13 protein-coding genes are annotated in these 14,929 nt (G+C 64.7%); 11 read left to right on the top strand and 2 right to left on the bottom strand.

Annotation, left to right across the window (positions count from 1 at the left end; genetic code table 11):
* Positions 1 to 60 precede the first annotated feature (60 nt).
* From rpoZ to BTJ49_RS02940, 7 genes are all read left to right on the top strand, one after another.
* Positions 61 to 354, top strand: coding sequence for a DNA-directed RNA polymerase subunit omega (rpoZ, locus tag BTJ49_RS02970; protein ID WP_113063842.1), 294 nt, complete (start codon positions 61 to 63; stop codon positions 352 to 354).
* Between the two features lie 114 nt (positions 355 to 468).
* The gene (locus tag BTJ49_RS02965) at positions 469 to 2,631 is read left to right on the top strand and encodes a bifunctional (p)ppGpp synthetase/guanosine-3',5'-bis(diphosphate) 3'-pyrophosphohydrolase (protein ID WP_113064027.1); all 2,163 of its coding nucleotides are present in this window, start codon (positions 469 to 471) and stop codon (positions 2,629 to 2,631) included.
* 67 nt (positions 2,632 to 2,698) lie between these two features.
* Positions 2,699 to 3,082, top strand: coding sequence for a RidA family protein (locus BTJ49_RS02960; RefSeq protein WP_113063841.1), 384 nt, complete (start codon positions 2,699 to 2,701; stop codon positions 3,080 to 3,082).
* 92 nt (positions 3,083 to 3,174) lie between these two features.
* Positions 3,175 to 5,271, top strand: coding sequence for an ATP-dependent DNA helicase RecG (recG, locus tag BTJ49_RS02955; protein WP_113063840.1), 2,097 nt, complete (start codon positions 3,175 to 3,177; stop codon positions 5,269 to 5,271).
* An 82-nt stretch (positions 5,272 to 5,353) separates the two neighbouring features.
* Positions 5,354 to 6,295: a nucleoside hydrolase gene (locus tag BTJ49_RS02950; RefSeq protein WP_113063839.1), complete on the top strand. Its 942-nt coding sequence runs from the start codon at positions 5,354 to 5,356 to the stop codon at positions 6,293 to 6,295.
* 97 nt (positions 6,296 to 6,392) lie between these two features.
* Complete coding sequence (locus tag BTJ49_RS02945; RefSeq protein ID WP_113063838.1) at positions 6,393 to 6,635, top strand: type B 50S ribosomal protein L31; 243 nt, start codon at positions 6,393 to 6,395, stop codon at positions 6,633 to 6,635.
* A gap of 299 nt (positions 6,636 to 6,934) precedes the next feature.
* Entirely contained in the window at positions 6,935 to 8,227 is a 1,293-nt protein-coding gene (locus BTJ49_RS02940; RefSeq protein WP_113064026.1) for a citrate synthase, read from the top strand.
* Positions 8,228 to 8,338: 111 nt separating this feature from the next.
* On the opposite strand, the gene BTJ49_RS02935 is transcribed toward BTJ49_RS02940, so the two are convergent.
* Together BTJ49_RS02935 and BTJ49_RS02930 are read right to left on the bottom strand one after the other, a co-directional pair.
* A complete protein-coding gene (locus BTJ49_RS02935) occupies positions 8,339 to 9,022 on the bottom strand; it encodes a hypothetical protein (protein ID WP_113063837.1) in 684 nt (227 codons plus the stop codon).
* Between the two features lie 98 nt (positions 9,023 to 9,120).
* Positions 9,121 to 11,649, bottom strand: coding sequence for a penicillin-binding protein 1A (locus BTJ49_RS02930; protein WP_113063836.1), 2,529 nt, complete (start codon positions 11,647 to 11,649; stop codon positions 9,121 to 9,123).
* A gap of 429 nt (positions 11,650 to 12,078) precedes the next feature.
* Between BTJ49_RS02930 and BTJ49_RS02925 the strand changes: the two genes are divergently transcribed.
* The 4 genes from BTJ49_RS02925 to BTJ49_RS02910 are packed head-to-tail and all read left to right on the top strand — an operon-like array spanning position 12,079 to position 14,925.
* Positions 12,079 to 13,137, top strand: coding sequence for a pilus assembly protein PilM (locus BTJ49_RS02925; RefSeq protein WP_113063835.1), 1,059 nt, complete (start codon positions 12,079 to 12,081; stop codon positions 13,135 to 13,137).
* Positions 13,137 to 13,754, top strand: coding sequence for a PilN domain-containing protein (locus BTJ49_RS02920; RefSeq protein WP_113063834.1), 618 nt, complete (start codon positions 13,137 to 13,139; stop codon positions 13,752 to 13,754). Before BTJ49_RS02925 ends, BTJ49_RS02920 begins: the two co-directional genes overlap by 1 nt.
* A complete protein-coding gene (gene pilO, locus BTJ49_RS02915) occupies positions 13,751 to 14,404 on the top strand; it encodes a type 4a pilus biogenesis protein PilO (RefSeq protein ID WP_113063833.1) in 654 nt (217 codons plus the stop codon). Before BTJ49_RS02920 ends, pilO begins: the two co-directional genes overlap by 4 nt.
* A complete protein-coding gene (locus BTJ49_RS02910; protein WP_240151721.1) occupies positions 14,401 to 14,925 on the top strand; it encodes a pilus assembly protein PilP in 525 nt (174 codons plus the stop codon). The genes pilO and BTJ49_RS02910 overlap by 4 nt, the downstream gene beginning before the upstream one ends.
* Positions 14,926 to 14,929: the final 4 nt, after the last annotated feature.

The following is a 14,929-nucleotide window of genomic DNA, read 5'->3' as shown; positions in this document are numbered from 1 at the left end:
TACGCCCGAAGCTACACTGTTCACCCTGAATAAGTACCTTTTTTTTCTTAGGAATTCCGCATGGCCCGCATTACCGTGGAGGACTGCCTGAAGGTGGTCGACAACCGTTTCGAGCTGGTGCTGATGGCGACCCGCCGCGCACGCCAGCTGGCCAAGGGTGCAGAGTCCCTGGTCGAACCCGAGCACGACAAGCCGTCGGTGCTGGCGTTGCGCGAGATCGCAGAGCAGCGCATCGATGAGGCCACCATTGATGAAATCGACCGCGCCGAGCGCGAGCGTGCCGAGCGCGAAGCGCTGGAGTGGGCCGCGGCCGAGGTCGAGGAAGAGGTGGCTACCAAGAGCGCCGAAGAGTAATTCCATGCACGAGCGCCGTTGCCACGCCCCTTGTCAGCATGTGTCCCGCGTGGCGCGACGGACGGCAGCCTGCCGTGTCTGGAGGGTGGCGGCCTGAGCGGTCGTCGCGACCGCATGGCGACGGCCACGCCCACGGGCAGCAAAGCGAACGGCGCGATTCCCGAAGACGTGCTCGAGCTTGAGCGCCGGCTTTCGGAATATCTTTCGCCCGAAGATGTCGCGCGGGTGCGTCGCGCCTACCTGATCGGAGCCGACGCGCACGCCGGGCAGAAACGCAAGAGCGGCGAGCCCTACATCACGCATCCGGTTGCCGTCGCCACGTTGCTGGCCGATCTGCGCCTGGACGCGGAAACCATCATCGCCGCGATCCTGCACGACACGCTCGAAGACACGCAGCTCGACCGCGAGCAGATCGTCGAGGAGTTCGGCGATGTGGTGGTCGAACTGGTCGACGGCGTCACCAAGCTGGATAGCGTGCGGTTCCGCAGCCGTCAGGAAGCGGCGGCGGAGAGTTTCCGCAAGATGCTGCTGGCAATGGCGCGCGACTTGCGCGTGATCCTCATCAAGCTGGCCGACCGTCTGCACAACATGCGTACGCTGGGCGCCAAGGAGTCGTCCTCGCGCCGGCGCATTGCGCGCGAGACGCTGGAGATCTACGCACCCATCGCGCAGCGACTCGGCATGAACCGCATCAAGGCCGAGCTGCAGGATCTCGGTTTCCGTGCGCTCTACCCGGACCGTCACCGCGTCATCAGCGCGCGCATCCGCAGCGCGCTGGGCAATCGACGCGAGGTGATGAGCCGGATCGAGGCCGCGCTGGAAAAGCGCTTGAGCGAGGAGGACATCCGCGCCAAGGTCGTCAGCCGGGTCAAGGCGCCCTACAGCATCTACATGAAGATGCGTCGCGAGCACAAATCGTTCGACGACGTGATGGATGTGTACGGTTTCCGCGTGGTGACCGACAACGTGATGCGCTGCTACCAGGCACTCGGCGCGATCCACATGCTGTACAAGCCGGTGGACAAGCGCTTCAAGGATTTCATCGCGATTCCCAAGGCCAATGGCTACCAGTCGCTGCATACGGTTCTCTTCGGGCCGTTCGGCGCACCCATCGAAATCCAGATCCGCACTGAAGAGATGGATTCGGTGGCCGAGCGCGGCGTGGCAGCGCACTGGAGCTACAAGGCCCAGAGCGGTCCGGCCAACAGCGCGCAGTCGCGGGCCCGCGAGTGGCTGGCCGGTCTGGCCGAGCGGCAGGCCGTCACCGATTCGTCTTCCGAGTTCATCGAGAACGTGAAGGTCGATCTGTTCCCGGACGAGGTCTACCTGTTCACGCCGAAGGGCGAGATCATGTCGCTGCCGCGCAACGCCACGGCCATCGACTTCGCCTACGCCGTGCACACCGATGTCGGCGATCATGCGGTGTCGGCCCGCGTCAACGACAAGTTGGTACCGTTGCGCACGCGGCTGGATTCGGGGCAGCGCGTGGAGATCATCACGGCACCGTCGTCGATGCCGCGGCTGGACTGGCTCGATGTGGTGGTGACCGGCAAGGCACGCACCGCCATCCGCCAGTTCATCAAGCATCTGCAGCACGAGGACGCGGTGCAGTTCGGACACCGCATGCTGGATCGCGCGCTCGATGCGCGTGGCGCCAGCCTGGACGGCATCCGTCCGAAGACGCTGGAACGCTATCTGGCTGACAACAAGCTCAAGCGGTTCGAGGAATTGCTGGCCGATATCGCGCTGGGTCATCGCATGCCGGACCAGGTCGCCGCGCAGCTGGTCGGTAAGACCGGCGAAGCGCGCCATGCTGCCGGCGACGCGTCGCGCGACAAGATTCTCATCACCGGCGACGAGCGCGGCGTCATCAGTTTCGGCAATTGCTGCCATCCGGTGCCGGGCGACGACATCATCGGCTATCTGTCGGCGGGCAAGGGCATCGTGGTGCACCGCACCGAGTGCCCGAACATGGTCGAGTTCCGCAAGTCGCCAGAGCGCTGCATCGGCATCGACTGGGATCGCAAGGTGCACGGCGACTTCAAGGTCGAGCTGCGCATCGAGGTCATCAATCGCACCGGCGTGCTGGCCACCGTGGCCGCGGCGATCGCCGATGCCGAGTCCAACATCGAGAATGTCGAGTACATCGAGCGCGATCTCACTGCCGCCACGCTGCTGTTCATGATCGAAGTGAAGAATCGCAAGCATCTGGCCGACGTGATGCGCGGTGTGCGCCGTGCCGGTGTGGTCAACGGCGTCTACCGGTATCCAGTCTGAGTGCGGCCCGCGGCGGCGGGACCTTGCTATGCTCTGCGGCCTTGTTTCCGATCCTTCCGAGGTGACTATGTCCCGCAGCATCATCGCCACCGACAACGCTCCATCCGCCATCGGCCCGTACTCGCAGGCCGTGCGTGCGGGGCAGACCGTCTACCTGTCTGGCCAGATCCCACTGGACCCGGCTTCTGGCGTGATGGTGCAGGGCGATATCACGGTGCAGGCCCGCCGTGTGTTCGAGAATCTGAAGGCGGTCTGCGAGGCGGCTGGCGGCAGTTTGTCGGATCTGGTGCGCATCGGCATCTACATGACCGATCTGGCGCACTTCGCCGCCGTCAACGCGGTCATGGAGTCGTATTTCGAGCAGCCGTACCCGTCACGCGCCACCGTGCAGGTGGCGGCGCTGCCCAAGGGGTCGCAGATCGAAGTCGACGGCATCCTGGTCCTGGAATGACGCAATGCGTCGATGCTCCGCGGCATGGCCCTGCACGCAATGGAGGCCTTCGCTGGTGAACTCGCGGGTGATTCTGGGCTAGTCTCGCGACGATGAAGGGAGCTGACGCCGCCACTGCCGCGAATGCCGGTCGCGAGCCGGTCACTGTACTTAACGGGATCGGTCCCGCGCTGGCTCGCGCGCTGGAGAAGCTCGGCGTCGCCTGCGTGCAGGACCTCTGGTTCCATCTTCCACTGCGCTATGAGGATCGCACCCGGATCACGCCGATACGCGAGCTGGCGATCGGTCAGCCGGCCCAGGTCGAGGGCGAGGTCGAGGCGGTCGAGAGCGGTTTCCGCTATCGCGCGCAGCTGAAGGTGGCGATCGGCGACGACTCGACATCGACACTGCTGCTGCGCTTCTTCCATTTCCGCAAGGCGCAGGCCGATCAGTTGCGTATCGGTACGCGTCTGCGCTGCTACGGCGACGTGCGCATGGGCACACGCGGCCCGGAAATGATCCACCCGCAGTATCAGCGCGTGCAGAAGGGGATGCCGCTGGATGCCCGTCTGACGCCGGTGTATCCGACGACGGAGGGATTGGGGCAGAAGCGGCTGCGCAGCGTGATCGAGAAAGCGCTCGAACGGTTGCCCGACGAAGACGCGCTGGAGCTGATTCCCGCGCCGTTGCGCGAGGGATTGGGCTTGGGCTCGCTTCGCGAGGCGCTGCTGACCGTGCATCGTCCGCCACCGGAAGCCGATCTCGCGGCGCTGGCGCGCGGCGTGCATCCGGCGCAGCAGCGGCTGGCCTTCGAGGAACTGCTGACTCAGCACCTGAGTCTGCAACGGCTGCGCGCGCAGGTGCGCAGTCGCCGCGCGCCCGCGTTGCACGGGGACGGAAGTCTGCGTGCGCGCATGCTGCAGCAGTTGCCGTTTGCCCTGACTGGCGCGCAGACGCGCGTCGACGCCGAGGTGCTGGAGGATCTGCGTCAGGGCAGGCCGATGCTGCGCTTGGTGCAGGGCGATGTCGGCAGCGGCAAGACCGTGGTCGCTGCGCTGGCCGCGCTGGCCGCCGTGGAGTGCGGCTGGCAGGCCGCGTTGATGGCACCGACCGAGCTGCTCGCCGAGCAGCACCTGGCCAATCTGCGTGCCTGGCTGGAGCCGCTGGGCATCGAAGTGGCGTGGCTGGCCGGCAAAGTGCAGGGCCGGGCGCGCAAGAAAGCCTTGGAAGCCGTGGCCGGCGGCGCGCAGGTGGTGGTCGGCACGCACGCCCTGATGCAGGAGGGCGTGGCGTTCCAGCGGCTGGGGCTGGTCATCATCGACGAGCAGCATCGCTTCGGCGTTCACCAGCGTCTGGCGTTGCGTGACAAGGGTGCGGAGGGCGATCTGGTGCCGCACCAGTTGGTACTCACCGCCACACCGATTCCACGCACGCTGGCGATGAGCGCTTACGCCGACCTGGATGTGTCCTCGATCGACGAGCTGCCGCCCGGGCGCACGCCGGTGCAGACCGTCGCCATTGCCGGCTCGCGTCGTGGCGAGGTGGTCGAGCGTCTGCGTGCGGCCTGCGGTGAGGGCAGGCAGGCGTACTGGGTCTGCACCCTCATCGAGGAGTCCGAGCAGCTCACGGCACAGGCGGCCGAGGTGGTGCATGCGGAGCTGGCCGCGGCGCTTCCCGGCCTGCGTGTGGAGCTGGTGCACGGGCGCATGAAGGCGCGCGAGAAGTTGGCCGTGATGCAGGCGTTCAAGAGCGGCGAGGTGGCGGTGCTGGTCGCGACGACCGTGATCGAGGTCGGCGTGGATGTGCCCAATGCCAGTCTTATGGTCATCGAGAATGCCGAGCGGCTGGGGCTGGCGCAGCTACATCAGCTGCGCGGACGGGTAGGGCGCGGCAGCGTCGCCTCCAGCTGCGTCCTGCTCTATCACACGCCGCTGTCTGCGCTGGCACGCGAACGTCTGCAGGTGATGCGCGAGACTAGCGACGGCTTCCGGATCGCCGAGAAGGATCTGGAACTGCGCGGTCCGGGTGAAGTGCTGGGTACGCGGCAGACCGGGCGCCTCGAATTCCGTGTCGCCGATTTGGCGCGCGATGCGCATCTGCTGCCGGCCGTGCAGCGCGTGGGTGCGGCCATGCTGCGCGATCATCCGCAGCGTGCCGAGCGCCTCGTGCGCCGCTGGATCGGCACTGCGGCCCGCTACGCCGACGCCTGAATACGGCACGGATTCACGTGAACGGGGCTGCTGTCGAGAGTCGGCTCGCGTTATGCTGTGCGTTTTCCTTGCGGATACACGCATGAGCAAGCCGCACCTCATCATTGATACCGATCCCGGCGTCGACGACGCCTTGGCCCTGCTGATGGCCCACGCGCACGGTCACGTGCATGCGCTGACCATCGCCGCCGGCAACGTCGGTCTGGACCACACCGTTCGCAACGCGCTGACCCTGATGGACCTGATCGGGGCGGATACGCCGGTGCATCCGGGTTGCCCGGTTCCGCTGGTGCAGGCGCCGTCGGAGGACGCCGCGCTGGTGCACGGCGCGGACGGTTTCGGCGACGTCGGCTTTCCGGAGCCGAAGCGGACCGCCGAGTCCGAATCGGCGGCGCTGGCGCTGATCCGTCTCAGTCATGCGCATCCCGGCGCCACCCTGGTCGCGCTCGGTCCCCTGACCAACGTGGCGCTGGCCGTGCGCCTCGATCCGACGCTGCCTTCGCGCGTTGGACGCTTCGTGATCATGGGGGGGGCGGTCAATGGCCACGGCAACACCTTGAGTACGCCTGCTGAATTCAATATCGGTTTCGACCCGGAAGCCGCGCACGTGGTGTTCGAGGCGTTTCCCGCCTTCGAGCTGGTGGACTGGGAGGCGACCGTGCGTCACGCGTTCGAGGGCGTGCAGTTCGACCGCTGGCTGGAAAACGGCGATGCGCGTGCGGAGTTCTATGCCCGCATCGGTGCCACCTCACGCGCCTGGAATGCCCGTCGCGGACGCACCGGTGTGATTGCCGCCGACGCCCTGGCCATGGCGGTGGCGCTGGATCCCGAGCTGGTGCAGCGGGCCGAGGCGCATCCTGTCATGGTCGAGATGGTCGGTGCACGCACTCGCGGCATGACCGTGGTCGATTGGGAGGCGCGCCTGGATCGCCCGGCGAACGCACGTGTCGTGTTCGACGTGGACATGCGGCGTTTCGAAGCCCTGGTGGCGCGTGCGCTCGGCGTGCCCGACACAGCGATCTGAACCCATTTCCCGGGCAGGGTGCGGCAAGGCTTGCGGCAAGGCAGGCCTGCTCGCTACAATGCCCGTCTTTTCCCCGCGCTTTAGCCCGGAGCGAGCCATGAAGCCCGACATCCATCCGAACTACCAGCCGGTGGTGTTCCAGGACCAGTCCTCTGATTTCGCCTTTCTGACGAAGTCGACGATGTCCAGCAAGGAAACCATCAAGTGGGAGGATGGCAACGAGTATCCGCTGATCAAGGTGGAAATCTCCAGCCATTCTCACCCGTTCTACACCGGCAAGCAGAAGACCATCGACGCCGGCGGCCGCGTGGACAAGTTCCGCCGTCGCTACGGCAAGTAAGTCGTCGCGCGATGCCCTGTCGGCCTGGCCGCAGCGGTATCCACCCGGTTGTCTCGAAAGGCCGCGGTTTCCTCGGAAACTGCGGCTTTTCGTGTGCCTGAAGCCGGCGTTTTCCCGCCGCCGGTCCAGCCTCACCGCCTCCGTACGGGGGCGTGTTGTGCCATAATGGGAAGATTGATGGGCGCGCAAACGCCCGTCCGGCAGGGCCGATATGCAGACCTGCCGTGCTTGTAGATCTCATGTCCCCCCACCGGCGCCGCCCCCGCGATCGCGCCGGAACGCATGCCAAGGAGTACGCCGTGTCTGACAAGACCGTGAAGCTGACCGACGACAGCACCCAAACCAGCACCGACCTTCCGCTGATCGAGCCTACCCTGGGGCCGTCCTGCGTCGATATCTCGTCGCTGTACAAGAGCACCGGCCACTTCACCTTCGATCCTGGCTTCGCTGCCACCGCCAGCACCAAGAGTGCGATCACCTACATCGACGGCGACAAGGGCGTGCTGCTCTATCGCGGCTACCCGATCGAGCAGCTGGCCGAGAACTCCAGTTTCCTGGAAGTGGCCTACCTGCTGCTCAACGGCGAGCTGCCGAACGAAGGCGAGTTCAAGAACTTCGAACATCACGTCACGCACCATTCGATGATGCACGAGTCGCAGAAGCACTTCTTCCGCGGCTTCCATCACGATGCGCATCCCATGGCGATGCTGTGCAGCGCGATCGCCTCGTTGTCGGCGTTCTATCACGACGACCTGGACATCGACGATCCCGAGCAGCGCAAGATGGCGGCGATCCGCCTGATCGCGAAGATGCCGACCATCGCCGCCGCCTGCTACCGCTATTCCATCGGCTGGCCGTTCCGCTACCCGCGTAACAACCTGGAATACTGCGATCGCTTCCTGCATCAGATGTTCGAGGTGCCGAGCGAGCCGCTGGAGATGAACCCGGTCGCAGCCAAGGCGCTGGATCTGTTGTTCATCCTGCACGCCGACCACGAGCAGAACGCCTCGACCTCGACCGTGCGTCTGGTCGGTTCGACGGGCGCCAATCCGTACGCCTCCGTGGCCGCCGGCATCGCCGCGCTGTGGGGACCGGCGCACGGCGGTGCCAACGAAGCCGTGCTGAAGATGCTCGAGGAGATCGGTACGCCGGACAACGTCGAGAGCGCCGTCAAGCGCGCCAAGGACAAGAACGACAGCTTCCGCCTGATGGGCTTCGGCCACCGCGTGTACAAGAACTTCGATCCGCGCGCCAAGATCATCCGCAAGACCTGTCATGAGGTGCTGGACGCGCTGGGCGTGTCTGATCCGCTGCTGGACGTGGCGATGAAGCTGGAAGAGGCGGCGCTGAAGGACGAGTACTTCGTCGAGCGCAAGCTGTATCCGAACGTCGACTTCTACTCCGGCATCATCTACAAGGCGCTGGGCATCCCGACCGAGATGTTCACGGTCATGTTCGCCATTGCCCGCACCGCCGGCTGGATTTCGCACTGGATCGAGCAGCACGAGACCCCGGGCTCGCGTATCGGCCGCCCGCGTCAGGTCTACACCGGTGCCACGCCGCGCGACTACATGGCGATGGACAAGCGCTGAGCGCTTCGTCCTCGTGCAGTAACGAAAAACGCCCCGCTTGTCGGGGCGTTTTTCGTTCACGGAAGCCGTGGTGTTCGACGTGGTGACAAACGCGGCTGCACGGTAGACGCTTCAGCGCCCGAGTGCGTTGGTCAGCATGTCCTCGAAGTTCTGGTCGTTGCTGCTGTCGGGCAGGGCCAGCAACTCGTCCACGGCGTTAAGTGAGGCGCGTTCCATCGGTCGTTCGTCAATGCGTCCCAGCGGCGCTTGTCGCAGCGCGACGCGGGGGAACACGGTCAGGTCGAACGGCAGCTCGTCGGCGCGGAACAAGTAGACCGGATACTCGCTGCTGCGGTCGCGGGTTTCTCGCAATCTGCGGGTCTGCACTTCGAACGGGATGCCCCGTTCGTCGAGGAAGCGCGGCACGGCTTCGGGTTCGTCGCAGAACAGATGCAGGCAGACTGCGGAGTGGCTGTCGGCGGTGCCGTCGAGCACGGCGCCGACCAATCGCGGTTCGAAGCGGGCCAGAAAACCCATGGCTTCGCGCGCGGCTTCGCGTCGGCGACGCAGCGCCTGTGGCTGTTCGTGTCCGTGGAAAATGCGCTGGCGTTCGCGCAGCGCCTGTTCGATCTCGCGGTTTCGCGGCAGTGCCTGCTCGTCGTCGACCCCCATGCGTTCGGCGGCCTTGAGTTTGGCGTGGTGAAAGTCGCGGATGCCGTGCTCGCTCATCAGGCGGGCCGCTTCCTGGGCGACGCGCTGACGGTTGCGGTGCAGGCGATCCTGGGCGTGTATGCGGTGATGCCGACCTCGGGCCATGGCGTGCACTCCGTACGTCCGGCTACAGCCTAACCGAGCTTTCCGTTTTGCGATAGCCGTGCGCGGCGCGCCGCCGAGATGGCGGCGCGCCGGTCCGATCAGAAGATGTCGTAGGCGTGTTTCTGGTTCTTGTCCTGCTTGGCCTTGCGGGCCATTTCCTGCAGGTGCGGCACGTCTTCGACCTTGAAGATCTCGGACATGGCGTCCGGATCGTCGCTGGTGGTCGGCAGGCCGGTATTGCGATTGATCAGCAGGCTGGTGATGCCTGGTGGCCGCGGCAGTGCCGATTCCGGCGTGCCCTTCAGCACAGCGCCCATGTAGTGCATCCAGATCGGCAGTGCGGCGCTGGCGCCGAACTCGTAGCCCAGCGACGAGAAGTTGTCGAAGCCGACCCATACCGTGGTCACGACCTTGTCGTTGAAGCCGCAGAACCAGGCATCGCGATGCTCGTTGGTGGTGCCGGTCTTGCCGGCCAGGTCCGGACGCTTCAGCGCGCGGGCGGCGATGCCGGTGCCGTGCAGAATCACGTCCTTCATCAGCGAGGTGGTGAGGTAGTCATTGCGGATGCCGATGACGCGCGGCGCCAGGCGGGGTGCCTCCGTGCTGGCCGCTTCAGCCGGCTGCGGGGAGCTGGCCGAGGCGATCGGCTGCAGTGGCAGCAGGCCGTCGGTACCGGCATATTGCGCAGCAGCGGCGACCGAGCTGGACGGAGCGGGCGGCAGGCTGTCGCTCTCGTCGCTGTTTTGCAGAATACGCGCCTGGCAGTCGCGGCAGGCGCGCAGCGGATTGGCCTTGTAGATGGCCTTGCCGTCGCGGTTGTCGATTTCCGCGATGAAGTACGGGTCGATCAGGAAGCCGCCGTTGGCGAACACAGCGTAGGCACGGGCCATGCTCATGGGCGAAACCGAGGCGGTGCCGAGCGCCATCGACAGGTTGTTGGGCACGGCGTCAGGGTCGAATCCGAAGCGAAGCGCATACTGACGCGCAAACTGAAGTCCGAGCGTGTCGAGCAGGCGCACGGACACCAGGTTCTTGGATTTGATCAGCGCGGTGCGCAGGCGGATCGGGCCGTCGAACTTGCCGTCATCGTTGGAGGGTGTCCACTGGCCGTTGGGCTTGGACGGGTCCGGCAGCACCACGGGGGCGTCGTTGATGATGGTGGCGGGGGTGAACCCGTGCTCGAACGCCGCCGAGTAGATGAACGGTTTGAAGCTGGAGCCGGGCTGGCGGCCGCTGCCGCTCATCAGTGCGCGATTGAACTTGCTGCGCTGGAAGCTGAAGCCGCCGACCAGTGCGAGCACCGCGCCGTCGTCGGGGTTGAGCGATACCAGGCCGCTCTGCGCGGCCGGAATCTGCGCCAGTTGCCACTGATCCTTGTCATCCTTGCGCAGGCGTACGATGTCGCCAGCCTTGAGCACGTCATCGACGTGCTGCGGCTTGGGCCCGCGCGCGCGCGGACGGAGGTACTTGCGCGCCCAGGACACTGCGGAGAGCTTGAGTTGCACGGAGCGGCCATCGGCCAGCACCAGATTGGCGTCGTCAGCGTTGCTGGCCGTGACCAGCGCCGGCTCCAGCCCCGCCACCTCGTGATAATGCGAGAGGATCTTCTGGTAGTCGGACGGCTGTGCCTGCGGCGGCAGCTGCACGTGCGCTTCCGGGCCGCGATAGCCGTGGCGGCGATCGTATTCCATCAGGCCCTTGCGCACGGCGGCGTCGGCATCGGCCTGGTCCTTCGCCTTCACGGTCGTGCGAATCACGTAGCCGTCGGTCAGGGCGGCATTGCCGAGCTTGTCCAGCGCGGCCTGGCGCACCATTTCCGCCAGATACGGCGCATGCACGGCGATCGGCAGCTGGTGCGGTGCGGCGTGCAGCGGCGTGGCCTTAGCCTGCTGGTACTGCGCCTTGGTGATGAAGTTGTTGGCCAGCATGCGGCCGAGCACGTAGTCGCGACGCGCGCGACCCAGTCGCTGGTGGTCAGTCGGGTTGACCACGGACGGGCGCTGGAAGGTCGAGGCGATCATCGCGCATTCGGCGATGGTCAGCTGGTCGAGCGTCTTGCCGTAGTAGTACTGCGCCGCAGCGCCCACGCCATAGGTGCGGTGGCCGAGGAACATCTTGTTGAGGTAGAGCTGCAGGATCTCGTCCTTGGTCAGCTCGTGCTCGATGCGGAAGGCGGTGAAGATCTCGGTGATCTTTCGGGTGTAGGTCTTCTGCGAGCTGAGGAAGAAGTTGCGCGCGACCTGCTGGGTGATGGTCGAACCGCCCTGGGTCTTCTTGCCGCCGCTCAGCACCACGTGAATGGCGGCGCGCAGCGTACCGCTCCAGTCCACGCCGCCGTGATGATAGAAGTCGTCGTCTTCGGCGGCCAGCACGGCATGCTTGAGGCGCGCGGGCACATTCTCGATCTTCACCGGAAGCCGGCGCATCTCGCCGAACTCGGCGATCAGCTTGCCGTCGGCGCTCAGCACGCGCAGCGGAACCTGCATCTGCACGTCCTTGAGCGAGTCGACCGAGGGCAGACGCGGAGAAATGATCCAGTAGGCGACGCCGACGGCGATGGCCCCCAGCAGTGCGCCCGCCAGCGCGAGGATCAGTGCGTAGCGGAGCAGACGCTTGATTGTTGGCATGGATACGGAACTTGTCTGGAAGGAATGCAGGAACACACAAGACTCCGAGTATAGAGCGCCGGGCGCTTGCGTGTTCAAGCGGCGCCCCGGGCTGCGCGTTCGTGCACGTTTGCCGGCGATGCCGTCTCGCGGGTGGGCGTGGGTCACGGAATGCCTGCCGCGACGTGCGATGCGTCACGACTTTACGTCGCCATTCGCATGGATACGGCACAAAGTTGTCGACTTACCTGAGTTTGCCGCTAGGATGTTTCCCCGGCGCAAGGAAAAGGGCGGCCTCGTAGTGGTGAAGCGAGTGCGCCAGGCACCGGAAAACGTGCATCGGGAGGGCAGGCTGGAAAGAATTAATGCCCTGTTGCCAAGCTGTTAAAATTCATATTTAATGCCGTTGCGCACATTTCGCTCCTAAGGGCGCATGGGGAAGGGGGAAACGTGAGTCTGTTCACTCCCAAGAAGCCGCCGCTGATCGGCGTCGACATCAGTTCCACTGCGGTCAAGCTGTTGCAGCTGAGCCGGTCGGGTGGTCGTTATCGCGTGGAACATTACGCGGTCGAGCCCTTGCCGCCGAATGCAGTGGTGGAAAAGAACATCGTCGAGGTCGAGGCCGTCGGCGACGCGGTGCGTCGTGCGCTGGCACGATCGGGCTCGAAAACGCGCTTCGCCGCGGCAGCCGTGGCCGGATCGGCGGTGATCACCAAGGTGATTCCGATGGCGTCGGATCTCTCGGAAGAGGATCTAGAAGGCCAGGTCCAGGTCGAGGCGAATCAATACATTCCGTATCCGATCGAGGAAGTCAGCCTCGACTTCGAGAAGATCGGGCCGGTGCGCGACAACCCGGAGATGAGCAACATTCTGCTCGCCGCGTCGCGCACCGAGAACGTCGACATGCGCGTGGCCGCACTCGATCTGGGCGGATTGACCGCCAAGGTGATCGACGTCGAGGCCTTCGCCATGGAGAACGCCTTCACGCTGATTGCCGACCAGCTTTCGGTCGCCCGTGATGCGCTGGTCGCCGTGGTCGATGTCGGCGCCACCATGACCACGCTGGCGGTGATGAAGAACCAGCGCACCATCTATTCGCGTGAACAGGTCTTCGGTGGCAAGCAGCTGACCGACGAGATCATGCGTCGCTACGGCCTGTCCTACGAGGAAGCCGGTCGCGCCAAGCGTCAGGGCGGTCTGCCGGATACCTACGAACAGGAAGCGCTGGAGCCATTCAAGGAATCCATGGTTCAGCAGATCAGCCGTCTGCTGCAATTCTTCTTCGCCGGCAGCGAATACAGCAAGGTCGACCAGGTGGTCCTGGCCGGCGGTTCGGGCGGCATCGCCGGCGTCAGCGAAATGGTGGAGGACCAGCTCGGCGTGCCGTGCATGGTGGCCAATCCGTTGGCGCAGATGTCGATTGCTTCCCGCTCCCAGGCTCAGCAGCTGGCCGCAGATGCGCCTTCGCTGATGATCGCCGCGGGCCTCGCCATGAGGAGTTTCGACTGATGGCGCGTATCAATCTGCTTCCCTGGCGTGCCGAACGGCGCAAGCAACGCGAGCGCGAGTTCTACACGCATCTCGGCCTGGCGTTCGCCGCCGGCATTGCCATTGTGATTGTCTGGGGCATGTGGATGAACATGCGCATCAGCAATCAGAACGAGCGCAACACCTACCTGACGGGCCAGATTCACCAGCTCGATCAGCGCATTGCGCAGATCAAGAATCTGGAGAAGGTGCGCGACCATCTGCTGGCGCGCAAGCGCATCATCGAGAAACTGCAGGCGGACCGCTCGAAGATGGTCCATCTGTTCGACGAACTGGTGAAGACCATTCCGTCCAGCGTGCGACTGACCAGCCTGCAGCAGCAAGGCGATCAGCTGAAGCTGAAAGGCGTTGCACAGTCCAACGCCAGCGTCGCCGAGTACATGCGCAACCTCGAGAAATCGCCGTGGATGAGTCAGGTCGAACTGGGCCGCACCGACAACACCGGCGCTGACACCCGCATGCCGTATGTGTTCAATCTGAGCATGAAGATGGTCAAGCCGAAGTCCGAGGACAGCAGCGACAGCCAGGCGGATGCATCGCCGAAGGGTGGGGCGATGAAGGGAGGGGCGAAGAAATGAGTTTCTTCGACGAACTTCGCAATCTCGATACCAACAATGTCGGTGGCTGGCCGAAATCGGTCAAGACCTTCTTCATCGTCATCCTGCTTGTCGTGATCGTGGCGGTGGGGTGGTACTTCTACACCAGCAATCAGCAGGATGAACTGGCAAGTTTGCAACGCAAGGAACATACCTTGCGTAGCGAATTCATGAGCAAGCAGTCCAAGGCCGTCAATCTCGAGGCATTGCGCAAGCAGCTCAGCGACATGCAGGACATGCTGCGACAGATGCTGCGCCAGTTGCCGAGCAAGACCGAAATGCCGGCCTTGCTGGTCGACATCTCGCAGACGGCGCTCGCGTCCGGCCTGCAGACCGAAACCTTTGCCCCCGGGCCGGAATCCAAAAAGGATTTCTACGCCGAGAAGCCGATCCAGCTGAAGATGACCGGCACCTATCACCAGTTCGGTACGTTCATCAGCGGTGTGGCTTCATTGCCGCGCGTGGTGATCCTGACCATGCACAACGTTTCCCTCAAGGCCGAGAAAGCAGGGCCGGGCGGCGTCGCCACCAACGGACGTCTGACGCTGGAAGGCACGGTCAAGACCTATCGCTACCTGGATGACGAGGACGACCAGACCGGCGCCGGCCATCCGGGCGGGAGGGGCAAATGAGCATGCGGAAGAACACCATGCGTCTGTTGCTGCTGCTGACCTCGTTGCTGGTGCTCGGTGGTTGTACGCGCGGCACCTCGGACCTGCATCGCTGGGTTGCGCAGGAAAAGGCCAAGAAGGGCGCGCCGTTGCCGCCGCTTCCGGTAATCAAGACGTTCGAGAGCTTCGTCTACAAGGATCAGGCCAAACGCGATCCGTTTGCGCCGAGTCCGAATGACAGCGCGAAGAATGCGAAGTCCGGGCCGCGTCCGGATGAGAATCGTCCGCGCCAGCCGCTCGAATCCTTTGCGCTGGACAGTCTGAAGATGGTCGGCACGATCGGTCAGGGCGGCAAGATGGAGGCGCTGATCAAGGATCCCGGTGGGGTCATTCATCCAGTACACGTAAATGACTACATGGGGCAGAACTATGGCCGTATCACGGACATTGCCGAGGATCACGTCGATCTTGTCGAGCTGGTACCGAACGGGTCCGGCGGCTGGATGGAACGCAAGGCGAGCATCGCGCTCGACGTGCAATGAAGAC

Source organism: Oleiagrimonas sp. MCCC 1A03011 (genome assembly GCF_003267965.1).
Taxonomy (GTDB): Bacteria; Pseudomonadota; Gammaproteobacteria; order Xanthomonadales; family Rhodanobacteraceae; genus Oleiagrimonas; species Oleiagrimonas citrea.
Note: the sequence above shows the minus strand (reverse complement) of the source record. Positions and strands in the feature narration are given on the sequence as shown.